The following is a 25,242-nucleotide window of genomic DNA, read 5'->3' as shown; positions in this document are numbered from 1 at the left end:
AGCTCAGCTCTTGGTGCCGCGCGCCGCCATCACCTGCTCGGCCACCTGACGCGGTGCCTCGGCGTAGTGCTTGAACTCCATCGAGTAGGTCGCCCGGCCCTGCGTGAGCGAGCGCAACGAGGTGGAGTAGCCGAACATTTCGGCCAACGGCACCTCGGCGCGCACGAGCTTGCCGCCGCCCCCCGCGATGTCGTCCATGCCCTGCACGATGCCCCGGCGCGACGACAGATCGCCCATCACGTTGCCGGTGAAGTCTTCGGGCGTTTCGACCTCGACCTTCATCATGGGCTCGAGCAGCACCGGGCTGGCGCGACGCATCCCCTCCTTGAACGCCATCGAGCCCGCCATGCGGAAGGCGTTTTCGTTGGAGTCGACGTCGTGATACGAGCCGAAGGTGAGCGTGGCCTTCACGTCGACCACCGGATAGCCCGCCAGCACGCCGGAGTTGAGCGTTTCCTGGATGCCTTTGTCGACGGCCGGAATGAACTCGCGCGGCACCACGCCGCCCTTGATCGAGTCGACGAACTGATAGCCGGCGCCCGCTTCGTTGGGCTCGAGCGTGAGCACGACGTGACCGTACTGGCCCCGGCCCCCCGACTGCTTGACGAACTTGCCTTCGACGTCGTCGACCTTCTTGCGGATGGTCTCGCGGTAAGCCACTTGCGGTTTGCCGACCGTGGCCTCGACGCCGAACTCGCGCTTCATGCGGTCGACCAGAATCTCGAGGTGGAGCTCGCCCATGCCCGAGATGATGGTCTGGCCGGATTCTTCGTCGGTGCGGACGCGGAACGACGGATCCTCTTGCGCGAGACGATTGAGCGCGGTGCTCATCTTCTCCTGGTCGACCTTGGTCTTGGGCTCGACGGCCTGCGAGATCACGGGCTCGGGGAAGGTCATGCGTTCGAGGATGATGAGCTTTTGCGGATCGGAGAGCGTATCGCCGGTCGTGATGTCCTTGAGGCCCACGGCCGCGGCGATATCGCCCGCGTAGACCTCGCTGATCTCGCGCCGCTCATTGGCGTGCATCTGCAGGATGCGGCCCAGCCGCTCTTTCTTGCCCTTGAGCGGATTGAGCACGGAGTCGCCGGACTTCACCACGCCCGAATACACGCGGAAGAAGACGAGCTGACCCACGAACGGGTCGGTCATGATCTTGAAGGCGAGCGCGGAGAACGGCTCGTTGTCGGCCGGGTGACGCTCGATCTCCTTGTCGTGGTCGTCGTGCCCCTTGATGGCGGGCACGTCGATCGGCGACGGCAGAAAATCGATCACGGCATCGAGCATGGCCTGCACGCCCTTGTTCTTGAAGGCACTGCCGCACAGCATCGGAACGATCTCGTTGGCGACCGTGCGCGCGCGCAGGCCGGCCTTGATCTCGTCTTCGGTGAGTGCCTCGCCCGACAGGTATTTTTCGAGCAGCGTTTCGTTGGCCTCGGCGGCCTTCTCGACCATTTTTTCGCGCCATTGCTCCGCCTGCGGCAGCAGCTCGGCCGGAATGTCGCGGTACTCGAAGCGCGTGCCCTGGCTGGCCTCGTCCCAGATGATGGCTTTCATCTTGATGAGGTCGATCACACCTTCGAAGTGGTCTTCGGCGCCCACGGGCAGTTGCACCGGCACGGCGTCGCCCTTGAGGCGCTCGACGATCTGGCGCTGCACGCGCAGGAAGTCGGCGCCGATGCGGTCCATCTTGTTGACGAACGCGATGCGCGGCACGCCGTATTTGTTGGCCTGGCGCCAGACGGTTTCGGATTGCGGCTGCACGCCGCCGACCGAGTCGTAGACCATGACGGCGCCGTCGAGCACGCGCATCGAGCGTTCGACTTCGATCGTGAAGTCGACGTGGCCCGGGGTGTCGATGATATTGATGCGGTGTTCGGGATAGTTGCCGGCCATGCCGCGCCAGAACGCCGTGGTCGCGGCCGACGTGATGGTGATGCCGCGTTCCTGCTCCTGCTCCATCCAGTCCATCGTGGCCGCGCCTTCGTGCACCTCACCCAGCTTGTGGGTGATGCCGGTGTAGAAGAGGATGCGTTCGGTGGTGGTCGTCTTGCCCGCATCGATGTGGGCACTGATACCGATGTTGCGATAGAGCTCGATGGGCGTCCTGCGAGTCATGGTGGCCTCTGGGTTGTCGTGGCATTGAGGGAGGTGACGTCGGCTTTTGGCCGCCGCTACCGCCGTTGCGCCTGCTGATCAAGCATAGTACGGAGCCCTGACGGGCGCCATAAAACCTTGGTTTAGACGGTGGTCTTGCAGCGCAGACTCTCCAGATGGGGATGGCCACGAAAAAACAAACCCCCGCGGCGCGTGAGCGCGGCGGGGGCTGCAAGGCGACCTGCGCGCGGCATGACCCGGCGCGGTTCCGGCAGGACCGGGACTTACTTCTTGTCTTCCTTGACGCGGTAGACCAGCACGGCCGTGGTGGCCAGCGACAGCACCTTGGCCGTGACGCTGCCGAGCAGCAGACGCGACAGGCCGCTGCGACCGTGGCTGCCGATGAAGACGAGGTCGCAGCCTGCCTCGGAGGCGGCCTGGACGATGCCATCGGCGACGTTGAAATTGGAGACGGCGCGCGATTCGCAATTCACGCCCGCGGTGGCGGCGCGATCGACGATCTGCTTGAGATACTTGTCGGCCTGCTCGGAAGAGGCCTTCTCGTAGTCTTCGTCGGTGATGGCGTAGGCGGCGGCCATGCCGTCGAAGCCGATCGTGGCGGCGAAGGGTTGGGTGACATACAGCGCCACCACCTCGGCGCCTACGGAGCGCGCGAACGTGATGCCTGCATTGGCGGCCTGCGCGGAGAGCGGGGAACCGTCGGTCGGAATCAGGATCTTCTTGAACATGATGCTGCCAGCTCCTGTCTTGTTGGAAGTTACATGCTACCGGAAAAAGCGGGCCCGGCAACCTGTACCAAGGTAGGTGTGTTGATGGGTATCAACCCTGCTGTTGCGCGGCGACGAACAGGTTGGTGCAACGCGTGCCGGTGCGGCAGTACGCCAGGACGGGACCCGGCAGCGTCTTGAGCAACTCGGCGAAGCGGGCCACGTCGGCGGCGGTCATGGCGCTGCCGATCACGGGCTGATACTCGATCTGCAGGCCGGCGGCCTGCGCGGCGCGCGTGACGTCGGCGGCGGTGGGCTGATCGGGACCGCCTTCGAAATCCGGACGGTTGATGATGACGCTCTTGTAGCCGGCCGCGGCCACATCGGCCATATCGTCAGGACCGAGCTGCGGCGCGACGGCGAAATTTTCGGTGAGGGGTCGGATGGGAGCGGACATGGCTTTTCCTTCGAGCGGGCGCCGGAGTGGCGCGCAACCCTCGAAGTATATTCAGTTCGTGCCGCGTGCCGACACCCCCGTCCCGCCATCGCCGCGCATCAGCTCGGCCAGCATCTCGAACGACTTGGGATTCTCGATCATCGGGACCGAGAACCGCAGCATGGTCGAGGGCGCCTGACTCGGCGAAAACAGCGTGCCCGGCGCGAGCAGCATGCCGCGATCGGCCGCCGCACGCGCGACCGCCTCCGAGTCCCGGCCGCAATCGGCCCACACGAACATGCCGGCCTGCGCCTCGAACGGCACGGTCATGCCGAGATCGGCCAGCGCCCGGCTGCAGCGCCGCCGCGCATCGTCCACCCGCGCCCGCACCCGCTCGACATGACGCCGGTACTGGCCTTCGACCAAGACGCGATGCACCACGCGTTCGCCCAGCTCCGGCGAGGTGAGCCCGGCCAGCATCTTGAGATGCGTGAGTTGCTCGAGGATGTCGGCGTGCGCGGCCACATAGCCCACGCGCAGGCTCGCCGCCAGCGTCTTGGAAAATCCGCCCACCAGGATCACGCGGCGCAGCCGGTCCAGTGCCGCGAGCTTCATGGCGCCGCCCGGATGCAGCTCGGCATAGGTGTCGTCTTCGACGACCATGAAATCGTGCCGCTCGGCCAGCCTCAGAATGTCGTAGGCGGCACCGGCCGACAACGTATGGCCGGTGGGGTTGTGGACGGCGGCGTTGATGATGAAGAGCCGCGGCTTGTGTTCGGCAGCCATGCGGTCGAGCAGCGCCAGATCGGGGCCATCGGGGCCGCGCGGCACGCCGATCACGCGCGCGCCGAACGCCGACAGCCGGCCGAAGATCACGAACCAGGCCGGGTCTTCGACCAGCACGGTGTCGCCCGGGCGCACCAGATGGCGCGCGATCAGATCGAGGCCGTGCGTCACGCCGTTGACGGTCAGAAGATTGTGTTCGGGATGCGCCGGCACCCCCTCGCCCTGCAACATTGCGGCCAACTGCTGGCGCAGCGGCGCGTAGCCCTGCGGCCGGCCGTACGACAGCAGATTGCCGCGTGCCGAACGCCCGACCGCGCGGATGGCGCCCGCCACCAGCTCCGGATCCAGCCATTCGGAAGGCAGAAGGCCCGCGCCGCCCGGCGCCCCCGGCGCGCTGTCGCGGAACATGTTGCGCAACAGCCAGATGACGTCGACCCGGGCCGGCGGCGCCATGTCGGCGGCGGCAGGCGCAGGGGCGGCCGTCAGCTGGCCGCCCCGCGCCCTGACGAAAAAGCCCGCGCCGCGACGGGACTGCACCAGACCGCGCGCCACGAGCCGGTCGTAGGCCTCGACCACGGTGAAGCGGCTGACCTGCGCCTGCTCCGCCATGCGGCGGATCGACGGGAGCCGCGTGCCGGGGCGCAGCCCCTGCTCGTCGATGCGGCGCGCCAGATCGTCGGCGAGTTGCGCGACGAGGGTCTGGTCGGCCTCGCGCACGGGCTGCCAGGCTTGCGGGGACAGGGTTTCGGATGGGCTGAGCATGACAACTGTATTGGTAAACGGACCGGGCCAGTCTTAAAGTGAACCGATGAAGTGTATCGGTACTGTACCGCCAACTGTGCGTAGAGTGACAGGCAGTGTCGAGGCTGGCAAGGGCCGCCCGACTTTCTCCGGTGCTTTCATGCGATCCGCTACCTACGCCTCGTCCACGATCTCCCCCGCCGACCCGCCCCGTTGGGAAGGCTATGCCTATGGCCTCCTCGGGGTGCTCGTCTTTTCGCTCACCCTGCCCATGACGCGCGTGGCCGTCGCGGAGATGTCGCCGCTGCTGGTCGGACTGGGCCGGGCGCTGGCCGCCGCCCTCCCCGCCGTCTTGCTGCTGGTGCTCACCCGCAGCCGCGCGCCACGCGGCGCCGAGTGGTCGGGCGTGATATTGGCCGCGGCCGGCATCGTGGTCGGCTGGCCGCTGGCATCGACGCTGGCCATGACCAGCGTCTCGTCCTCGCACGGCGCGGTGTTCAACGGACTGCTGCCGCTGTCGACCGCGGCGTTCGCCGCCTGGCGCAGCGGCGAGCGGCCGTCGCGCGGATTTTGGGTGTGGGCACTGCTCGGCGCGGCGCTGGTGGTGGTGTACGCCCTGCGCCAGGGCGGCGGTGCGTTCCAGCTGGGTGACGGCTGGCTGTTGCTGGCCGTGGTGCTGGGCGGCATGGGCTACGCCGAAGGCGCCCGCGCCGCGCGCACGCTCGGCGGCTGGCGCACGATCTGCTGGGCGCTGGCGGTCAGCGCGCCGGTGCTCGCCGGCCCGGTCTTGTGGATGGCCGCGCACACGCCTGTTCCCGGCGCGGCCACGCTGGGCGCCTTCGCCTACCTGGCGCTGGGCTCGATGTTCCTGGGCTTTTTCGCCTGGTATCGCGGCCTGGCCATCGGCGGCATCGCCCGCGTCGGCCAGGTGCAGCTGCTGCAGCCGTTCCTGACCGTGCTCGCCGCCGCGCTGTTTTTCGGCGAGGCCGTGCCCGCGGAGACCTTCGTGTTCGCGGTGGCGGTCATCGCCGTGATCGCGGGTGGCCGCCGGGCTCTGGTGGCGCGTCGCTGAGGTCATCATGTTCGATTCGATCCCGATGCTTTCGCTCCCGCTGCTGGGCCCGCTTGCCGCCTTCGCGCTGGTGGCCTCGATCACCCCGGGGCCCAACAACGTCATGCTGGCCTCGTCCGGCCTGACCTTCGGCTTTCGCCGCAGCATTCCGCACATGCTCGGCGTGTCGCTGGGCTTCGTCCTGCTGATGGTGGTGGTGGGGCTGGGCCTGGGTGCCTTGTTCACGCGCGCGCCATGGCTCTACACCGCGCTCAAGTACGGCGGCGCGGCCTACCTGCTGTATCTGGCCTGGCGGATCGCGCGCTCGGGCCCGATGGAAGACGGGGCGCAGCGCGGCAAGCCGTTCACGTTCATGCAGGCGGCGCTGTTTCAATGGATCAACCCCAAGGCCTGGGTGATGGCGATCGGCGTGATCGCGACCTACACGCCGCAACAGGGCTTCTTCGCGAACCTGATGATCGCGGCCGTGGTGTGCGGGATCGTCAACCTGCCGAGCATCGGGGTGTGGGTCGTCTTCGGCGTGGCGCTGCGCCGCCTGCTGCACCGGCCCGGCGCCGTGCGCGCCTTCAACTGGGTGATGGCGCTGCTGCTGGTCGCGTCGCTGTATCCCGTGGCGCACGAACTGCTCGGCGCGTGAGCGCGCCGGTCCGGGCGGCGGCCAGGCGCCGCGCCGGCGCCCGAGCGGTGTCATCCGCGGCGTTCTGCCCCCCAAAAGCGGCATTCCGACCGGCCGGATGACTGGGTTAGCCTTGGGGAACCCGACACACCCCGATCCGGTCTGACGCAGCATGGCATTTTTTAACCGAACCACCCGTCGCCTCGCCGGCGCCGGCCTGATGATCGCCGCCGGCGTGGTGGGCTGCTCCGAGCTCGACGCCTGGCAGCGCAGCGCGATCTTCGCCCCCGAGCATGACCAGCAACGCTGGTGGCGCGAGCCACCGAGCGGCACGGAGGTCTTCGACCTGCCCGTGGCCGACGGCGAAGCGATTCGCGCCTGGTACTGGCAGAGTCCGCTGCCCGACGCGCCCACGGTGCTGTACCTGCACGGCGCACGCTGGAATCTGAACGGCAGCGCCTTCCGCATGGAAGGCTGGACGCGCATGGGCTACTCGGTGCTGGCCATCGACTATCGCGGCTTCGGCGATTCGAGCCCCCGTCTGCCTTCCGAAGAATCGGCGTTTCAGGATTCGGCCGTGGCCCTGCGCGAGCTGGCGCGGCGCCAGCCCGATCCCGCACGGCGGTTCGTCTACGGCCACAGCCTGGGCGGCGCCATCGCCATCGATCTGGCGCACCGCCCCGATCTGCCCGATTTCGCGGGTCTGATCGTGGAATCGAGCTTTACCAGCGTGGCCGCCATGATGGCCACCATGAAGTATGGCGGCATCCCGGGCGCGAGCCTGCTGGTCACGCAGCCGTTCGATTCGCTCGGCAAACTCGCCACGCTGACCACGCCGCTGCTCCTGGTGCATGGCACGGCCGACCGCGTCGTCCCGCACACCATGAGCGACGAGCTCTATGCCGCCGCCGTCATGGTCGAACCGGGCCTGCGCAGGCTGGTGAAGATCGACGGCGTGTCGCATTCGGGCGCGGTGCGCAGCGGCGCGCAGTATGAGGATGCGGTGCGGGGTTTCGTGGAAGACGCCAGCCGCGCGTGGCGCGCGGCCCCGGCGGCCAGCGCCGCGGGCCGGGGCTGAGCGGACTCAGGCCTGCTGCAAGGCCGGGGCGCGGCCCCACCAGCGCGCACGCAGCTTGTCGTACGCGAGGTTGTAGAAGAAGGCGTAGGGCAGATAGAACATCAGAAAGCCCAGGTCCAGCATGAAGGCGGCCCACCAGCCGATGGCGAGCCACCACGCCGCGAGCGGCACCACGATCAGCACCAGCCCCACTTCGAAGCCGCACGCGTGCAGCACCCGCACGGCGAGCGTGCGCGCGAGGCCGAAGCGGCGTTCGATCCGCTCGAAGCCGGCGTTGTAAAGCATGTTCCAGAAGAGCGCGATCAGCGCGATCACGGCGGTGAGCACGCCCATGTCGAAGACCGGCTTGTCCATGGCCCACGCGGCCACGGGCGCACTCAGGCCGATGGCGATCACCTCGAAGAAAAACGCGTGCAGAAAGCGCTCTTTGAGGGATTTGCGGACAGGCTGGCTGGCGGAAGGGATAGACGGTTCGGAGGGGTGAATCATGTACGGCTGACGAGGTGCCGGAACCGACCGGCGGGCGCGACAGCCGCAACGGTAACCGATTCCGCCACCGGCCGCAGCGCACCCATCCTGGAATAGCGCTCGATCGAGATCCCGTTGGCCGCCATCCATTCGCCGAGCGCGGCGTCGCCCAGCACCTGGAATTCCGCCGCACGCTGGGCCGCATGCGCCGTGTGCCGCAGACCGGGCAGCGCGGGATGACACATCAGCAGGTCGCCGTCGGTCGCATTGAAGAGCCACTGGTGCACCAGCGCCGCGTAGCCGCGCGCGCCGGCGCCGAAGTCGTACACGCCCAGAAAATGCCGGTTGGTGCGCCAGCCCTCGGCCTGCGCGGCGGCACGCAGCTCGCGTGCGCCCAGGCGAGCGATGAAGCGCGCCTTCAGGCCCGCCGCGAACGGCAGTCCCGCGAGCAGGCCGGGCGCGGTATTGCGCAGCCAGGGCCGGCGCGCGCCGTAGCGCTGACGCAGCTGCACGAGCAGCGGTTGCAGCACGCCCGGCAACTGGTGCACGTGCTGATGGCCATCGACATGATCCGGCCCGCGCCCGAAGCGATCCTCGAAAGCGTCGAGCTGGCGCGTGATCTGGTCTTCGATCCAGCGTGCGTCGAGATGGCCGCGCCAGGCCTGCACGATCAGCGCGGACAAGGCGGGCATGGGCTCACCGTTCAACGATTCGGTCAGGTTCAGATGCAGGCCGATGTCGGCATCGCGATGCGCCAGCGCGCCCGCGCTGGCGGCGAACGAGCGGCCCTGCGTCAGGCAACTGACGGCGCTCACGCGGCGCTGATCGATCAGCGCAAACAATGCGTCATCGATCGCGGCATCCATGCCAAAATCATCGCCGCAGACGGCGACGCGCCGTCCGTAGAATTCCGTGTCCGACTGGATATCCATCACATCACCATGCGTGTCTTGCTGCGCCAGATTGGTTGGTTCGTGTTCGTGGGCTGTGCCGCCGCCGCCACCCACTGGCTCATCGCCGTGGCTTGCGTCGAAGGCGCGGGCGCCCCACCCCTGCTCGCCAATTTCATCGGCTGGCTGATCGCCTTCGTGGTGTCGTTCACCGGGCATTACCGTCTCACTTTCCGCCACCAGGCCCGCGGCTGGACCATAGCAGCGCGTCGTTTCTTTCTCATTTCAGCCACGGGCTTCGTCGTCAACGAACTGTCATATGCCTGGCTGCTGCATGCCACCCCGTTGCGCTACGACCTGCTGCTGGCCCTGATCCTGATCGTGCTGGCTTTCCTCACGTTCGTGGCGAGCCGCCTGTGGGCGTTTGCCCACACACCGCCGCGCTGAACGCGGGCCCCGTATCGATGCGCCAGACCTGGCGCCGCTCCTGCACCGCGGCCGGTGCCAGGCCTTGCAGCACCGGATAGGCGGTCTGGTCGGTATCGCGGCCCCAGAGCCAGAATCGCTGGCCCGCCGGCGCGGCGCACAGGCGGCGCGTGAGCGCCGCGGCATCGATCAGCGTGCGCTCGCCGGCCTCGGGCTCGAAGCGCGCCGCGTCGTACAGCTCCTTGCGCCAGTTGTCGCGCCGCACGATCTCGGGGCTCGTCCAGTCTTCGACGACCCAGGGCGGCTGCGTCGCGCCGGTGTAAAAGCCCAGATCGAACGGGAAGCTGTGCAACACCACATGCGTGTCGCCCGGGCTGGCCTGGGCGCGCACCTCGCGCGCCATGTCGGCGAGACTGTCCCGCGGATTGGACGCGGCCACGCCCACCGCGATCGCGCAGATCGCGGCGGCGCCCAGCGCCGACGCCAGAACGAGGCGCCGCACCCGCGGCACGGCCGATCCGCCCGCGGCCTGGATCACCTCCGTCAGCAGCAGCGCGAGGGGCGCCAGCGCGGGCAGCACATAGCCCACCAGCTTGGACTGCGGAATGGAGAAGAACACCAGCACCACGCCCAGCCACGCGAGGTAGAGCGCGCGCAGGCGCAGGCCGTCGGTCTCGCGCCAGAAGGCACGGCGCAACATGCCGCCCGCCCACAGCGACCACGGCAGCGCCAGGCCGGCCAGCACCGGCAGGTAGAACCACACCGGTTGAACGTTGTTGAAACCCGCTGCGGCAAAGCGCTCGAACTGCTGATAGATGAAAAAGTAGTGAAAGAAGTCGGGGTAGCGCAGCTGCATGACCACGAACCACGGCAACGCCACTGCCAGGAACAGCCCGACCGCGGGCCACCAGAGCAGTGCGCGCAGGCCGCGCACATCGCGCCGCAGCAGCAGCCACAGCGCCAGGATCATGCCCGGCAGCACCAGGCCGATCAGGCCCTTGGCCAATACCGCAAGCGCGGCGAATCCTGCCGCCGCCAACGCGCCCCGCCGCGAATCCGCGCCCTGCGCCGCGCGCAGCACGGCATGCGCGCCGGCCAGCACCGTCAGGCCGATCAGGCTCGCCACCAGCATGTCCAGGTTGGCGAACTGAGCGCCGCCGTAGAACAGCGGCAGGCTCACCAGCACGAGCACGGCGGTGGCCGCGTCGCGCCCGCCCCGATAGTTGCGCACGAAACCATATACGCCCGCGCTCAAACCCCACGCGGCGATGAGGGACGGCAGCCGCGCGGCCCATTCGTGCAGCCCGAACATGGCCAGGCTGCCCTGCGTGAGCCAGTAGAACAGCGGCGGCTTGTGGAAGTACGGCATGCCGTCCAGGCGCGGCACCAGCCACGAATGGCTGCGCAGCATTTCCCACGCCACGCCGACATAACGCCCTTCGTCCGGCAGCGTGAGCAGGCGCGCACCGCTCAGCAGGACCAGCCAGAGCCAGGCCAGGCCCAGCACCGCCCAGCCCGGCAGTTCGCGTGGCCGGGCGCGCGCGGCATGCAAGGCGAGCGTGCTCATCGCGCGGACATCCGGCTGGCGCGCTTGGCGCGGCCGCGGCGCTGCCGCGTGACATACAGGGGCCGCCCCTTCACCTCGTCGAAGATGCGGGACACGTACTCACCGACCACGCCCAGCGAGATCAGGTTGACCCCGGCAAAGAAGAACAGGGCGGTGACGATGGTGGTCCAGCCCGAGACGGCGTTGCCGCTGTGCACATAGTCCAGAACCAGCCAGGCGGCGTAGGCGAGCGCCAGCGCGGCGAAGGCGAGGCCCACCATGCTCACCGCCCGCAACGGCCAAGTGGTGAATGCCGTGAGCCCGTCGAACGCGAGACCGATCAGGCGCAGCGGACGGTAATGGCTCGTGCCGTGCGCGCGCGGCGCGGGCGTGTAGGGCAAGGCTTCGGATCGGAAACCGACCCAGGCGTACAGGCCCTTCATGAAGCGGGTGCGCTCCGGCAGGGCAACCAGCGCCTCGACCACCCGGCGATCCATCAGGCGGAAATCCCCCGCGCCCGCGGGCACCTCGGGATGCCCGGCGCCACTGAGCATGCGGTAGAACAGCCGCGTCCCGACCCGCTTGAACCAGCCCTCGTCTTCGCGATTCTTGCGCACCGCGTAGACCATATCGGCGCCCGCGCGCCAGCGCCGCAACATCTCGTCCACCAGCGCGACGGGATGCTGCATGTCGGCGTCGAGGCAGATCACGGCGTCTCCATCCGCGGCCTCGAGGCCGGCGCTCAGCGCGGCTTCTTTGCCGAAGTTGCGCGAGAGTTGCAGATAACGATAGCCGTCGACCTGAACCCATTCCTGCATGAGCAACGGCGTGTCGTCGGTGCTGCCGTCATCGACCACGATGACTTCCCACTCCTGCGACAGACCATCGAGGCGCGCGCGCAAGGCCGGCAGCAGCACGCGCAGGTTGGCGCATTCATTCAGGCACGGCACGACCACGCTGAGCCGGGCGTCCAGACGCGGGCCGGCGGGATGCGTGCGTTCGACGGCGGCCAGGCGCGGGGCGCGGGCCAGGGAAAGCGGGGGGGCAATTTGCGGGTCGTGCTGCATGATGGGCATGCCAGGTGAGGACGTGTGGCGAAGTATGAAAGGCGCCCCGTTGAATTTTCATCAAACCGCGCCCGCCACCCGCAATCCCGCCTTTCACGCCCGCCAGCTGACGGCCAGCTAAAATCGGGGGTCCGCCGCAAGCCTTACCTCGAATGCCCGCCCCCTACCTTGTCCGTGCCATGCAGGCCGGCGATATCCACGCCATCCTGGACGTTCAGGCCGCCGTCTACCCGGCCGACCTGCTCGAAGAGGCGAGCTTCTTCGCCAACCGGCTGGCGCTCGCCCCGCACACATGCCGCGTGGCCGAACGGGGCGGCGCGCTGCTCGGCTATCTGATCGCGTATCCCTGGGATGCGGGTCTGCCGGCGGCGCTCAATCAGCCGCTCGACGCCCTGCCCTCGCCCGCCACCACGTGGTTCGTCCATGATTGCGCCGTCGCCCCCGCCGCCCAGGGCCTGGGCGTGGCGGCCGCCCTGCTGGATGACAGCGCGCACGGCGCGCGCCGGGCGGGACTGCGCCGCGCGGCGCTGGTCTCGCTGGCCCCCGCCGTGACGTACTGGCAGCGCCGGGGGTACGCGCCCGAAGCGCAGTCGAGCGCGCTGCGCGCGAAGCTGGCGCAGTATGGCGATGGCGCGGTGTATATGTCGCGCGCGCTCGACTGAGGCGCTGCGCGGGCTCGCGGACGCGAGCCGGGGATTCAGTAGAACGAGCTGAAGGTGATGTACGCCTTGTAGGCCACCGTGCCCACGGCGACGATCAGGCCGATTCCCATGAGCAGCAGACCGAGGTTGCGGTCGCGCAGGCCGAAGCCCGCCAGCATCATGGCGACGGCAACGCACACGATGATCAGCATGGTATTGGTGTTCGGATGCATCTCGTTATTCTCCCGTAGTAACCGGCGCCGCCGCGTCCCGTGCCCGAGCCGGCGCCGCATCAGCGGCATCGGCCGTCCAGCCGCCTCCCAACGCCTGGAACAACCGTACCGTCACATTGGCCCGCGCCATGCGCACCTGGGCCAGTTCGTCTTCGCGCCTGAGCGCATCGAGCTGCGCATCGAGCACATCCTGCAGCGTCTGGCGGCCGGCATCGTACAGACGCCCCGCCTGACGGGCATTGTGCGCGGCCGACTCGCTGGCGGTGAGGAGCAGCTGCTCGCGCTGGTCCAGTCCATGACGCATGCCGTAGGCATTATCGACGTCTTCGAGCGCGTCGAGAATGCTGCGATCGTAGCGCGCCAGCGCTTCCTGCAGGCGCGCGTCGGATGCTGCGATATTGGACCGGATCCGCCCGGCCGTAAAGATCGGCAGGCTCACGCCCACGCCGAGCAGGCCGGCGGTGCCCTGCAGGGCGCCGGTGCTGCTGAAATCGACCCGACCGTCCTGCAGCATGAAATTGAGGAAGAAGCGCGGCAACAGATCGGCCTTGGCGCTGCCCAGCCGCGCGGCGTACACATTGACCATATCGGCCTGCCCCCGCACATCCGGGCGGCGCGCCAGCACGTCGGAGGGCACCATGCCGGCGGGCGGCGTGGGCAGTGCGGCGCCCGCCGGCTCCGGCGGCAACGGCGCGCGCGCCTGCGGCGGCTGACCCGTCAGCACCGCGAGGCGGCGCAACCGGATGTCGTATTCGCTCGTGAGCAGGGGTCGTTGCGCGCGCAACGCGTCGGCCTGCGCCACGGCGCGGTCGAGCTCGTAGCGCGTGGCCTGGCCGGCGTCGTAGCGGCCCCGCGCGTAGCGCTGCAGGCGCTCGGTGGCCGAGATGCTGCGGTCGAGCACGGCCAGCCGCCGCGCCAGACCGCGGGCCTCGTGATAGTTGCGGGCGATGTCGCCGGCCACGGTCATGCGCGCCCCGTACAGGGCCTGCTGCCGCGCCTGGGCCGCCGCCTGGGCGGCCGCGGAATCGCTGCGGCGCCCGCCGAACACATCGACCTCCCAGCTGGCCGTGAAGCCGCCCAGATAGGATTTGACCATGCTGGTGTCCTGCGGCAGCGGCGCGGGATCACGAACCTCGACCTTGCCGCGTTGTGCCATGCCGCTCGCCGCCAGGGTCGGATACAGCGCCGAGTCGACCACCCCGGCCATGCCGCGCGCCTCCCGCACCCGGGCCTGCGCGATGCGGATGTCGGCGTTCTCGGCCAGACCTTCCTCGATCAGCTGCGTCAGCACGGGATCGCGCCACGTCAGCCACCATTGGTCCAGTTGCGCCGCGTCCGTCTGCCCGGCGGGCATTTGATCGAAGGCGGCAGGCGCCGTGCGCGCCGCGGGCACGTCGACCTCGATGGTGGAGCAGGCCGACAGTGCCCCGGCGAGGGCCAGTATCGAGGGCAGGCGGCGCCAGCAGCGGGAACGGGAATCGGCAAGCGGAAAGTCAGTCATCAGCGTCAACCTTGGCGGGCCAGCATGGAGCGAAAGCGCCCCAGCGCCAGCGCGAGGAACAGCGCGCCACACACGGCAATGGCGGCAAACTGCGGCCAGACGACGTCGAAGCCGGCGCCGCGATAAAGAATGGCCTGGGCCATCTGGACGAACTGCGTGGTGGGCAGGATGGGCACGATCTGCTGCATCAGGGCCGGCATGCTTTCAACGGGCGTGGCCGCGCCGGACAGCAGGTAGGCCACGACATAGACCGGCACCGACAGCAGGCCGAACTGCGGCATGGTGGGCGCCATCGTCGCGAGCAACATGCCCAGCGCCGTCACGGCAAACAGATACAGGGCCAGGCCGGCCATGAACAGCCAGGGCGACCCGGCCAGCGGGATGTCGAGGCCCAGATGCACCACCCAGCGCAGCGACAGCATGCCGGCCAGCAGGATCACCGCGCCGTTGGCCAGGATCTTGGCCATGGCGATCTCGCTGGCGCGCACCGGCATCACGAGCAGATGCTCGATCGTGCCATGCTCGCGCTCGCGGATCACGGCCGCCCCCACCAGAATGATGGCCAGCACCGTCACGTTGGTCACGATCTGCATGACCGACGTGAACCAGGCCGATTGGCCGTTGGGATTGAACAGCGTGCGGCTCACCGGTACCACCGGCAGCTGCGCCGACAGGCCCCGCACCCGCAGGAAGTCCAGCACCTCGCGCGCGAAGATTTCGTCGAGGTAGACCGCACCCAGGCCCGCCTGCGTCATCGCGGTGGCGTCGATCAGGACCTGAACGGTCGGCGCGCGGCCGGCCAGCACATCCCGCTCGAAATTGGGCGGAAACTCGATCACGAAGATATAGCGGCCGCGTTCGAGCGCGGCGTCGATGTCCGCGCGCTCGATGTCCTCCGGCGTCTTGAAATAGGGCGGCTGGATCGCATCGCGCAGCCGCAGCGACAGCTCGGAATGATCGCTGTCGAGAATCGCGACCGAGGCGTTGGAGACCTCGGCCTTGACCCCTTCGGCCACCGAGTAGATGGCGGCCGAGAAGGCGTAGGCGATCAGCACCAGCAGCGTCACGTCGCGGCCCAGGCTGTAGAGCTCCTTGCCGCAAAGCCGGATCACATTGAGCAGCCAGCGCCCCATCTCAGGCCTCCTGCTTGCGCAGCAGCAGGCGCGCGATGCCGAGGTACACCAGGGCGAAGGCGGCGAGCGCGGCATACATCGGGCCGAAGCTGCGCCAGTCCAGCCCCTTGGTGAATGCGCCCAGACTGATCAGCTGGAACCACGACGACGGAAACCCCACGCCCACCCAGTAGCTGCTGCCGGCCAAGGTGGACACCGGGTACAGCAGGCCCGAGAAGTTCACCGAAGGAATCAGGCACAGAATGGCCGTGCCGAAAATGGCCGCGACCTGCGAGCGCACGAACGTGGACATCAGCAGGCCCAGCGCGGTGGCCGCCAGCACGAACAGCAAGGCGCCGAACGACAGGCTGAGAAAGGAGCCGCGCAACGGCACGCCGAGCAATACGATGCTCAGGAACACCAGCGTCAGGTAGCTCAGCATCGCCAGCGCCACATAGGGCAGCTGCTTGCCGAGCAGATACTGTCCCACGCTGGCCGGCGACGCGTACAGGTTGGTGATCGAGCCCATCTCCTTCTCGCGCACGACGCCCAATGCCGTCAGCATCGTGGGGATCAGGATCATCGCCAGCATCAGCATGCCCGGCGTGACGGCGTAGATGCTGCGGAACTCCTGATTGAAGGTGAAGCGCTGCGCCACCTGTGCCGGTATCTGCAGCCCCGCGTTCGCGCGCGGGTCTTCGGCCACGCGGTCGCGCGCATAGGCCAGCATGATGCCGGTGACGTAGCCGCGAATGTTCTCCGCGGTGAAGGGCTGCGCCCCGTCGATATAGAACCCGACCTCGGGCTGCCTGCCGGCCAGCAGATCGCGGCCGTAGCCGGGCGGGATATCGATCACCAGCTTGGCCTCGGCCCCGCGCAGGCGCTGTTCCATGTCGGCCGTGCTGTGCACGGGGGGCTGCTCGTGGAAATAGCGCGAGCCTGAAAAATGCGCCAGCAGATCCCGGCTTTCGCGTGTCTGGTCGCGGTCGAGCGCGGCATAGCGGATGTTCTCGACATCGAACGACACGCTCCACGCCGCGATGCACAGCAAGACCACCGGGCCGAAGATGGCGAAAGCGAGCCGCATGCGATCGCGCAGCAGCTCGATGGCCTCGCGCAGCGCGAAGGCCCAGGTGCGACGCAACCAGGCGCGCGCGCCGCGCGCCGCGATGTCGACGTCCTGCTGCGCCAGTTCGCCGGCGTCGCGCGGCGTGGCGGTATTGGTCTTTTGTTCGGGATCTTCCTGCTCGAGGTAGCTGATGAAGGCATCCTCGAGCGTATCGCTGCGTTGATGCTGCCGCAGCTCGTCCGGCGTCCCGACCGCGAGCACGCGGCCGCGATGCATGAACGAGATCCGGTCGCAGCGCTGCGCTTCGTTCATGAAGTGCGTGGACACGAAGATGGTCACGCGCTGCTCACGCGAGAGCCGGACCAGGTGGCGCCAGAACATATCGCGCGCCGCGGGGTCCACGCCCGAGGTGGGCTCGTCGAGAATCAGCACTTCGGGCGCGTGCAGGCAGGCCGCCGCGAGCTGCAGGCGTTGGCGCATGCCCAGCGAGAGGCTCGCGGGCCGCGCATCGGCCACGTCGGCCAGCTCGAAGCGCGTGAGCGCATCGGCCACGGCCTCGCGCGCGCGCCTGCCCTCCATGCGATAGAGCCGCGCGTGCAGATCTAGGTTCTTGCGAACGGTGAGCTCTTCATAGAGCGAAAACGATTGGGACATATAGCCCACCCGCATGCGGGTCGCCATGTCGCTCGCGTCGATCGGATGCCCCAGCAGTTCGGCCGTGCCCGACGATGCGTCAAGCAGCCCCGTGAGCATCTTCATGGTCGTGGTCTTGCCGCAACCGTTCGAGCCGAGGAAGCCGAAGATCTCGCCGCGCTCGATGCGAAAGCTCACGCTGTCCACCGCCACGAAATCGCCGAAGCGCCGGGTGAGGTCGTGCGCCTCGATGGCGGGCGGTCCGTCCGCCGCCGGCCGGGGCGGAATCACGAGTTCGCCCCCCTCCCCCCGACGACCGGACGGCAGCAGCGCGATATAGGCCTCTTCCAGCGTGCCGGTGCCGGCCCGTGTCATCACCTCGTGGGTGGCATCGCTCACCAGCACGCGGCCCGCGTCGAGCGCAACGAGGTGATCGAAGCGCTGCGCTTCTTCCATGTAGGCCGTTGCCACGACGACGGTCATGCCGGGCATTTCGGCGCGCAGCGCGTCGACCAGTGCCCAGAACTGCCGGCGCGATAGCGGATCCACGCCGGTGGTGGGTTCGTCCAGCACCAGCAGCTCGGGGTTGTGCACCAGCGCGCAGCAGAGGCTGAGCTTTTGCTTCATGCCGCCCGAGAGCTTTCCGGCGGGACGGTCCGTGAACGGCGCGAGGCCCGTGGCGCGGAACAGCCGCTCGATGCGCGCGTCGCGCTGCTGCTGCGACAGGCCATAGAGCCGGGCAAAGAAGTCGACGTTTTCCTGTACGGAGAGCGTGGGATAGAGATTGCGGCCCAAGCCCTGCGGCATGAAGGCCAGCCGCGCGGACAGGTCGCGCCGGAACGTGCGCCGCGCCACATCGCCGCCGAGCACCTCGACGCGGCCGGTCTGCAGACGCTTCACGCCCGCGATGAGCGACAGGAGCGTGGACTTGCCCACGCCATCGGGGCCGATCAGGCCGATCGTGCGTCCGGCGGGCAGCGTCAGCGAGACGTCGTCGAGCGCGACGGTCTTGCCGTAGCGGTGCGATACCCCCGCGATCTCGATGGCGGCCGTGCCGTCGGCGCGCATCCCTTACTCCCGCGGCAGGCGCGCTTCGAGCCGGCGCGGCCAGTCGCCTTCGTGATCCACATTGACGTAGCCGTTGCCGGTCATGCCCGCCTTGAGCAGCGGCGCGTGTCTGCGCGCCACGTCCTCGGGAATCCGCAGCTTCACGCGATACATCAGCTTGTCGCGCTCGCTGCGCGTCTCGACGTATTTGGGCGTGAACTGCGCCTCGCCGGCGACGAAGGTGACGGTGGCCGGGAACACCACATCGTCCATGCCATCCATCACGATGCGGGCTTCCTGCCCCAGCTTCAGCCGGCCCGAGACCCGGGAAGGCAGGAAGACGGTCATCGATACATCGGAGGTATCGAGCAGGGTGAGCACGCGGCCGCCCGCGGGCAGCACGGCGCCGGTCTCGACGATGCGATATTCGACCCGACCCGCGACCGGCGCGCGCAGCGCCATGTCGGCCAGCACGGATTCGACACGCGCGATCTGGGCCTGGGCCTCTGCCTGCGCGGCGCGCGCCTCGCCGGTGGCGGCCTCGGCGGCGCTCACCGCCGCCGCCTCGCCTTGCGCCTGCAGGCGCCGGCGCGAGAGCTCGACGGGCGACACGAGATCGTCGCCGCGCAGGCCCTGGGTATGTTTGAGTTCGATCTGGGCGAGGCTGGCGCGTACACCGCGTGCTTCCGTTTCCGCGGCGGCCCGGGCCACCGCCGACTCGGCACGGGCCCGCGCGGCCTGGGCCGCGGCCAGCTGCGTGCGCACTTCGGTGCTGTCCATGCGGCCGATCACGTCGCCGGCGGCGACGACGTCGCCTTCGCGCGCATCCAGGGCCTCGAGCCGGCCGGCGTACTTCGTGGCGATGTCGATGCGGGTCGCCTCGAGGCGTCCATTGGCCCCGGCGATCCACGAAGGAAGGTCGTCACCCCGATCCCGATTGACCCAGAACGCCAGTGCCACGGCCGCCGCCACCAGGATGACGGCCCCTCCCCCTACCAGCGACTTCTTCACTTCGATCTCCACGTGCGAGAGCACGACCCCGTACGCGACGGGCGCCTTCCCCTGGCGCCTCGCGCGATTCCGCTCCCGGGCAGGCCGCGTCCGGCGCGGGGCGCCAGGGGCCGGTTGATTCATCTTATCTGCGCGAGCACATCCCGCCGCCCGTGGGGCAGCCAGCGCGTTGCGCAGGGTCAAGGTCTTGCGGTGCGCGACCCGGGCACGCCGAGGTGACGGCGAACGAGACGGAAACCGGGCGCCCATCTCGGGGCAAAAGCCGGCCGAATCCGGGGCCAGAACGACCATACACGAGAAGCCCGCAACCAAGGGCTACGACTTGCTGGCAGGATGTGACGTGGTTTTGCCAAGCGCCGGCGCCCGCGTCCCCGGGCCGGCACTCGGGCGCGGGCCGGGCGGCGCGGAAGCACCATGCAACAGGTGGACGGGCGCGGGGTGCTGGCGGCGGCTGGCGCGAGGCCTATGACGGGTCGCGGCGATGTGCGGCGCGCCGGTCCGGGTGGCGCCTGAGTGACAGCCGGAAAATGGCAGCCGGAAAATGGCAGCCGGAAAGTGGAAGGCGAAAGGTGGAAGGCGAAAGGTGGAAGGCGAAAGGTGGAAGGCGAAAGGTGGAAGGCGAAAGGTGGAAGGCGAAAAGTGGCGGCCGGAAAGCGGAAGCCGGAAAGCAAAAAGCCCCAAGCGCAGGCTTGGGGCTTTTTACGGTTTGCGCTACCGGGAGCACAAACGGAATCTGGTGGGTGGTACAAGTTTCGAACTTGTGACCCCTGCCGTGTGAAGGCAGTGCTCTACCACTGAGCTAACCACCCGGTAAAGAAGCAAGACTATAGCACGAATTTTTGGCGGTGTGCAAGGGCAAGCGGTGCGACGGTCTGAAATTTCTATCGGAGATGGCCGCAGCTCGCCGGCCGCACCTCGCCGGCCGCACCTCGCCGGCCGCACCTCGCCGGCCGCACCTAGCCGGCCGCACCTCGCCAGTCGCGCCAGCTCAGGATCGGGACGGCTTGCCACCCGGCCCGCGATCCCCGGCCTATCTCAGGCCGCCTGGCTCTGCTGCGCCTCGGGCAGCGGCTCGAGCTTGCGCCAGTTGCACGCCCCGCCCACCGATTTGTCGAGGGCCAACAGATAGCTTTCGTGTTCGGCCAGCTCTTCGGCGGTGGCGACGATCACCGGCAGCCCGGACGCGTCGAAGCGGCCCAGCGCCTGGCCGGTGGACAGGCCGCCGGCGTCTTCTTCGACATCGATCAGCAGCGCATCCTGGCCGCGTGTCATGGCGAGCCACACCTCGCCCAGCAGCTGCGAGTCGAGCAAGGCGCCGTGCAGCGTGCGGTGGGCGTTCGAAATGCCGAAGCGGTCGCACAGGGCATCGAGCGAGTTGCGCTTGCCCGGGAACAGCGAGCGGGCGTGCAGCAGCGAATCGGTGATCGTGCCGCAATGGGCGCTCAGCGGTCCGCGGCCGACCCGATCGAGCTCGGCATTGAAGAACTTCACGTCGAACGAGGCGTTATGCGCGATCAGCTCGGCGCCGTCGATGAAGGCCAGGAACTGATCGACCACTTCGGCGAAGCGCGGCTTGTCGGCCAGGAACTCGGTAGTCAGGCCGTGCACCGCGAGCGCCTCGGGGTCGCTGTCGCGATCCGGATTAAGGTAGAGATGCAGCGTGTTGCCGGTCGTCGTGCGATTGACGATCTCGACGCAACCGATCTCGATGATGCGGTGACCCTGGGCGGGGTCCAGTCCGGTGGTTTCAGTGTCGAAAATGATCTGGCGCATGACGATGACTAACTCGGTGAAGGGGCCGGCGCCGCTCAGTCGTCTCCGTGCGCGGGCCGGGCCGGATCGGCCTCGGCACCCGTGCCGGACGCCGGCGCGCCCTGCCTGTGCGGCGAGCGGGTGGCGATCATCGAATAGGCGACCGGCACCACGAACAAAGTGAGTAGTGTACCCAGGCTCAGCCCGCCCACCAGAACCCAGCCGATCTGCTGGCGCGATTCGGCGCCCGCGCCGGTGGCCAGCGCCAGCGGCACGGTCCCCAGCACCATGGCGCCGGTCGTCATCAGGATGGGCCGCAGGCGCAGCACGCTGGCCTCGGTCACCGCCTCGACGATGCCCATGCCCTGCTCGCGCAGCTGGTTGGCGAATTCGACGATCAGGATGCCGTGCTTGGTGATCAGGCCGACGAGCGTGATGAGCCCGATCTGGCTGTAAATCGACAGCGTGCCCCCGGTACCCCACAACGCCAGCAGCGCGCCGGTCATGGAGAGCGGCACCGACAGCATGATGATGAACGGGTTGCGCCAGCTCTCGAACTGCGCGGCCAGCACCAGATAAATGAAGGCCAGCGCCATGGCGAAGATCAGGTAAATGCTGCCCGACGAGTCCCGGAACTCGCGCGACTGGCCGTCGAGGTCGGTCACGATCGTGCGCGGCAGCACCTCGCGCGCGACCTGATTCATGTGCTCGAGGACCTCGCCCAGCGCATAGCCGGGCGCCACCGCGGCGTCCACCTTCACCGCACGCAGGCGGTTGAAGTGGTTGAGCGACTGCGGCGACACGCTTTCCTTGACCTGCAGCAGGTTGTCCAACTGCACCATGCTGCCGTCGCGGGCCCGGACATAGATGCCCGAAATATCGGTGGGCGTGGCCCGGTCGCGCGGCAGCACCTGCACGATCACGTCGTACTGCTCGCCCTGATCCTTGTAGCGGGTGACCTGCCGGCCGCCCAGCATGGTCTCGAGCGTGCGGCCCACCACGTCGACGTTGGCGCCCACGTCCGCCATCTTGTCCCGATCCACCTGCACGCGCAGCTCGGGCGTGTTCAGGCGCAGGTCGGTGTCGATATTCTGCAGGCCGGGATAGTTGCGCAGGGCATCCGTGAAGGTGGCGACCAGCTTGGCCAGCTCGGGATACGAGGCCTGGCTCATGATGATGAATTCCACCGGCTTGGAGCGCGCCGACTGGCCCAGCGAAGGCGGGTTGGTCGGGAAGGCCCGCACGCCCGGCAGCGAGTTGAACTTGGGTTGCAGCTCGCGCGCGATGTCCTGCTGGCGGCGCTCGCGCTCCTCCCAGGGCTTGAGGCGCAGAATGGCGGTGCCATCCGTCACGGTGGGAAAGCCCACGGTCGTCTGCCGCGCCAGGGCTTCGGGGATATCCGCGTAGAAGCCTTCGATGCCGAGCATGCTCTCGAGCGTGTAATTGAGCGTGGCGCCCTCGGGCGCGCTCACGATGCCGAAGATCACGCCGCGATCCTCGATCGGCGCGAGTTCGCTTTTCACGACCTTGAACAGCACGCCGCTCGCGCCCGCCACGATCAGGCCCAGCACGATCACCACGATCCGGTGGCGCAGCGCGGCGCCCAGGCCGCGGCGGTAGGCCCGGCCCAGGCCCTCGAGCCACGATTCGATCAGGTTGTAGAGCCGGCCATGACGGGTTTCGTGTTTGAGCAGCACCGCGCACATCATGGGCGTGAGCGTGAGGGCCACGAAGCCGGACACCAGCACGGCGCCGGCGAGCGCCAGCGCGAATTCGATGAAGAGGCGTCCGGTGCGGCCGGTGGCGAAGGCGAGCGGCGCATAGACGGTGACCAGCGTCAGCGTCATCGCCACCACGGCGAAGCCGATTTCGCGGGTGCCCTGGATCGCCGCCTGCATGCGCGGCATGCCGTCTTCGATGTGGCGGAAAATATTCTCGAGTACCACGATCGCATCGTCGACCACCAGGCCGATGGCCAGCACCATCGCGAGCAGCGTGAGCGTGTTGATCGAGAAGCCGAACAGATACATCAGGCCGCAGGCCCCGATCAGCGACACCGGGATGGTCACGATCGGAATCAGGCTGGCGCGCACGCTGCGCAGGAAAAAGAAAATCACCAGCACCACGAGCACGATGGCTTCGAGAATCGTCTTGAACACCGAGTCGATCGAGCGCTCGATGAACACCGACGAGTCGTAGGCGATCGACAGCCTCATGCCGGCGGGCAGGCTTTCGTTCAGATGCTCGACCTCGACCCGCGCCGCCGCGGACAGCTCGAGCGGGTTGGCCGTGGCCTGGCGCGTGATGCCGATGTTGATCGCGGGCTTGCCGTTAAAGCGCGACAGCACCCGGTCGGTGGCGGCGTCGATCTGCACCGTGGCCACGTCGCTGATGCGCACCGGGTAGCCCTTTACATTGGACACGATCACGTTTTCGAACTGGCGCGGCGTCTGCAGGTCGGTGGACGAGACCACGGAGAATTCGCGTGCGCGCGACTCGATCCGCCCCGCCGGAATCTCGACGTTCTGACTGCGCACGGCCGCCTCGACGTCCTGCACCGTCAGGTTGTAGGCGGCCAGCTTGTCGCGGTCGACGTAGATCCGCATCGACGGCAGGCGTTCGCCGAACACGCGCACCTCCGCCGCGCCCGGCAACACCGATAGCCGGGTCTTGATGTAGCGATTGATGTAATCGGAGGTCTGGATCGCCGAGTAATTGCCCGACTCCACCGCGATGAAGATGATGGGCTGAGAATCCGCCTCCACCTTGCCGATGATGGGCTCGTCGATCTCGTCCGGCAAAAACCGCCGCGCGCGCGACACCTTGTCGCGCACCTCGGCGGCCGCGGCGTCGGGATCGCGCGACAGGTTGAACTTGATATTGATGAGACTGCGCTCGGAGCGGCTGCGCGAGGTCATCACGTCCACGCCCTCGATGCCGGCGAGCTGGTCTTCGAGGGGCTTGGTGACCTGCGACTCGATCACCTCCGGTGACGCCCCCTTGTAGGTCGTATCGACCGACACGATGGGCTCGTCGATCCGCGGATACTCGCGCACCGTCAGGCGGGAATACGAGATCAGGCCGATGAGCACGATGATCAGCGAGAGGACCGACGCGAACACCGGCCGGCGGATGCAGATTTCGGAGATCCTCATGATCGGGCGCTCAGCGGGCGTCGGCCACGATGGTGACGGGCGCGCCGTCGGTCAGGCGCTGAAAGCCCGCCACCACGACTTCATCGCCGGGCGCCACGCCGGTGAGCAGCTCGGCGCGGCCCTCGCGCCGCTCGCCCACCGTGACCTGCACGCGTTGCGCCTTGCCCTCGCGCACGCGAAACACATACTGCGTCTGACCCGAGGGCGACAGCGCGGCCTCGGGCACCACCAGGGCGCGATCCTGCGCGAACTGCAGCTGCACGCGGGCAAACATGCCGGGGCGCAGCGTGTGATCGGGATTGGCGACGGTGGCCCGCAGCAGGATCGAGCGCCCGCCCGCGTCGACCAGCGGGCTCACCGCATAGACTTTGCCTTCGCGCTCCTGGCCCGGCATCGCGTCGAGCCGCACGGCCAGGGTCTGGCCTGTGCCGACCTTGCTCAGGTACATCTCGGGCACCCGGAAATCCACCTTGAGCGGATCGATCGCCTCGAGCGGCGCGAGGTCCTGCCCCTGGTTCACGTAATCGCCGACCGACACGTCGCGCAGGCCGACCATGCCCGCGAACGGGGCCCGGATGGTCATCTTGTCGAGCCGGGCCTGTGCCAGCACGGTGGCCGCCTGCTGCACCTTGAGCGTGCTGCTCGCCTCATCGCGCGCCTGCTGGCTCACGAAGCCGCGCCCCTGCAGGTCGACCGAACGTTTGTATTGGCTTTGCGCCAGCGCGAGATTGGCCTGAGCCTGCTGCAGTTCGGCGCGCGGTATCGAGTCGTCGAGGCGGATCAGCACCTGCCCCGCCTTCACGGACTGGCCTTCGCCGAAATCGATGTGCTGGATGCGGCCGGCGACCTCGGGCCGCAGGATCACGGATTCGTCGGAGCGCAGGCTGCCCACGGCGGCGATGCCCCGCGCGAACGGCACTTCCTGGACCTGGGTGGTCTGCACCCGGACCGGGGCGATCTTGACCACGGCGGGGTCGGCAGGCGCCGAGGTGGCGGCCGGCGTTCCGGCGGCCGGCGCTCCGGCGGCCGGCGTGGCGCCCGGCGCCAGCCAGCGCGGCACGGCCCAACCGAGTCCCGCGCCAACGGCCACGCCAACGGCCAGCACGGCGAACAATGCAGCTTTTTTCATGCGCGAACGAC

Annotated in this window: 21 protein-coding genes and 1 tRNA gene; 5 read left to right on the top strand and 17 right to left on the bottom strand. The window is 68.4% G+C overall.

What is annotated here, in order from left to right; translation table 11 throughout:
- Positions 1-3: 3 nt before the first annotated feature.
- The 4 genes from fusA to CEK29_RS02830 all read right to left on the bottom strand — a co-directional run bounded on the left by fusA (position 4) and on the right by CEK29_RS02830 (position 4,761).
- Positions 4-2,115 carry an elongation factor G gene (gene fusA / locus CEK29_RS02845; protein WP_094798666.1) on the bottom strand — a complete coding sequence of 704 codons (2,112 nt, stop codon included), beginning with the start codon at positions 2,113-2,115 and terminating at the stop codon, positions 4-6.
- Positions 2,116-2,378: 263 nt separating this feature from the next.
- Complete coding sequence (locus tag CEK29_RS02840) at positions 2,379-2,843, bottom strand: universal stress protein (protein WP_094798665.1); 465 nt, start codon at positions 2,841-2,843, stop codon at positions 2,379-2,381.
- Between the two features lie 91 nt (positions 2,844-2,934).
- Positions 2,935-3,279 carry a TIGR01244 family sulfur transferase gene (locus CEK29_RS02835; protein ID WP_094798664.1) on the bottom strand — a complete coding sequence of 115 codons (345 nt, stop codon included), beginning with the start codon at positions 3,277-3,279 and terminating at the stop codon, positions 2,935-2,937.
- 51 nt (positions 3,280-3,330) lie between these two features.
- Positions 3,331-4,761 (bottom strand): aminotransferase-like domain-containing protein, encoded by a 1,431-nt coding sequence (locus tag CEK29_RS02830; RefSeq protein WP_094798755.1) that lies wholly within the window; start codon positions 4,759-4,761, stop codon positions 3,331-3,333.
- 184 nt (positions 4,762-4,945) lie between these two features.
- On the opposite strand from CEK29_RS02830, the gene CEK29_RS02825 reads away from it, so the two are divergent.
- The 3 genes from CEK29_RS02825 (at position 4,946) to CEK29_RS02815 (ending at position 7,551) form a co-directional block, all read left to right on the top strand.
- Positions 4,946-5,857, top strand: a complete 912-nt coding sequence (locus CEK29_RS02825; protein WP_094857258.1) for a DMT family transporter — start codon at positions 4,946-4,948, stop codon at positions 5,855-5,857.
- A gap of 7 nt (positions 5,858-5,864) precedes the next feature.
- On the top strand, positions 5,865-6,494 hold the full coding sequence (locus CEK29_RS02820; RefSeq protein WP_176456821.1) for a LysE family translocator: 630 nt from the start codon (positions 5,865-5,867) through the stop codon (positions 6,492-6,494).
- A 151-nt stretch (positions 6,495-6,645) separates the two neighbouring features.
- Positions 6,646-7,551: an alpha/beta hydrolase gene (locus tag CEK29_RS02815; RefSeq protein WP_094798662.1), complete on the top strand. Its 906-nt coding sequence runs from the start codon at positions 6,646-6,648 to the stop codon at positions 7,549-7,551.
- A 6-nt stretch (positions 7,552-7,557) separates the two neighbouring features.
- Here CEK29_RS02815 and CEK29_RS02810 read toward each other — a convergent pair whose 3' ends face one another.
- Together CEK29_RS02810 and CEK29_RS02805 are read right to left on the bottom strand one after the other, a co-directional pair.
- On the bottom strand, positions 7,558-8,040 hold the full coding sequence (locus CEK29_RS02810; RefSeq protein WP_440588296.1) for a multidrug/biocide efflux PACE transporter: 483 nt from the start codon (positions 8,038-8,040) through the stop codon (positions 7,558-7,560).
- The gene (locus tag CEK29_RS02805) at positions 8,037-8,951 is read right to left on the bottom strand and encodes a ChbG/HpnK family deacetylase (protein WP_094857257.1); all 915 of its coding nucleotides are present in this window, start codon (positions 8,949-8,951) and stop codon (positions 8,037-8,039) included. Before CEK29_RS02805 ends, CEK29_RS02810 begins: the two co-directional genes overlap by 4 nt.
- Before the next feature lie 9 nt (positions 8,952-8,960).
- Between CEK29_RS02805 and CEK29_RS02800 the strand changes: the two genes are divergently transcribed.
- Entirely contained in the window at positions 8,961-9,356 is a 396-nt protein-coding gene (locus tag CEK29_RS02800; protein WP_170948373.1) for a GtrA family protein, read from the top strand.
- Here the strand turns inward: CEK29_RS02800 and CEK29_RS02795 are convergent.
- Entirely contained in the window at positions 9,304-10,902 is a 1,599-nt protein-coding gene (locus CEK29_RS02795; RefSeq protein ID WP_094857256.1) for an ArnT family glycosyltransferase, read from the bottom strand. The genes CEK29_RS02800 and CEK29_RS02795 overlap by 53 nt on opposite strands.
- A complete protein-coding gene (locus tag CEK29_RS02790; RefSeq protein WP_094857255.1) occupies positions 10,899-11,948 on the bottom strand; it encodes a glycosyltransferase family 2 protein in 1,050 nt (349 codons plus the stop codon). Before CEK29_RS02790 ends, CEK29_RS02795 begins: the two co-directional genes overlap by 4 nt.
- A gap of 152 nt (positions 11,949-12,100) precedes the next feature.
- Between CEK29_RS02790 and CEK29_RS02785 the strand changes: the two genes are divergently transcribed.
- The gene (locus CEK29_RS02785) at positions 12,101-12,610 is read left to right on the top strand and encodes a GNAT family N-acetyltransferase (protein WP_094857254.1); all 510 of its coding nucleotides are present in this window, start codon (positions 12,101-12,103) and stop codon (positions 12,608-12,610) included.
- A 35-nt stretch (positions 12,611-12,645) separates the two neighbouring features.
- On the opposite strand, the gene CEK29_RS02780 is transcribed toward CEK29_RS02785, so the two are convergent.
- The 9 genes from CEK29_RS02780 to CEK29_RS02740 all read right to left on the bottom strand — a co-directional run bounded on the left by CEK29_RS02780 (position 12,646) and on the right by CEK29_RS02740 (position 25,231).
- Complete coding sequence (locus CEK29_RS02780; protein ID WP_094798655.1) at positions 12,646-12,822, bottom strand: hypothetical protein; 177 nt, start codon at positions 12,820-12,822, stop codon at positions 12,646-12,648.
- A 4-nt stretch (positions 12,823-12,826) separates the two neighbouring features.
- Positions 12,827-14,323, bottom strand: coding sequence for a TolC family protein (locus tag CEK29_RS02775; RefSeq protein WP_094857336.1), 1,497 nt, complete (start codon positions 14,321-14,323; stop codon positions 12,827-12,829).
- Positions 14,324-14,328: 5 nt separating this feature from the next.
- Positions 14,329-15,456, bottom strand: coding sequence for an ABC transporter permease (locus CEK29_RS02770; protein ID WP_094798654.1), 1,128 nt, complete (start codon positions 15,454-15,456; stop codon positions 14,329-14,331).
- Between the two features lies 1 nt (position 15,457).
- Positions 15,458-18,205, bottom strand: a complete 2,748-nt coding sequence (rbbA, locus tag CEK29_RS02765; RefSeq protein WP_094857253.1) for a ribosome-associated ATPase/putative transporter RbbA — start codon at positions 18,203-18,205, stop codon at positions 15,458-15,460.
- 3 nt (positions 18,206-18,208) lie between these two features.
- Positions 18,209-19,219, bottom strand: coding sequence for an HlyD family secretion protein (locus CEK29_RS02760; RefSeq protein ID WP_255176048.1), 1,011 nt, complete (start codon positions 19,217-19,219; stop codon positions 18,209-18,211).
- Between the two features lie 710 nt (positions 19,220-19,929).
- A tRNA-Val gene (locus CEK29_RS02755) sits at positions 19,930-20,004 on the bottom strand.
- A gap of 226 nt (positions 20,005-20,230) precedes the next feature.
- Positions 20,231-20,968, bottom strand: a complete 738-nt coding sequence (dnaQ, locus tag CEK29_RS02750) for a DNA polymerase III subunit epsilon (protein WP_094798652.1) — start codon at positions 20,966-20,968, stop codon at positions 20,231-20,233.
- Positions 20,969-21,003: 35 nt separating this feature from the next.
- Positions 21,004-24,102 carry an efflux RND transporter permease subunit gene (locus CEK29_RS02745; protein ID WP_094798651.1) on the bottom strand — a complete coding sequence of 1,033 codons (3,099 nt, stop codon included), beginning with the start codon at positions 24,100-24,102 and terminating at the stop codon, positions 21,004-21,006.
- Positions 24,103-24,112: 10 nt separating this feature from the next.
- Positions 24,113-25,231, bottom strand: a complete 1,119-nt coding sequence (locus tag CEK29_RS02740; RefSeq protein ID WP_094857252.1) for an efflux RND transporter periplasmic adaptor subunit — start codon at positions 25,229-25,231, stop codon at positions 24,113-24,115.
- Positions 25,232-25,242 lie beyond the last annotated feature (11 nt).

Origin of the sequence: Bordetella genomosp. 5 (genome assembly GCF_002261475.1) — a bacterium.
Classification (GTDB): domain Bacteria; phylum Pseudomonadota; class Gammaproteobacteria; order Burkholderiales; family Burkholderiaceae_B; genus Bordetella.
The sequence above is the reverse complement of the archived record's forward strand: the minus strand, read 5'-3'. Positions and strand labels throughout refer to the sequence as shown.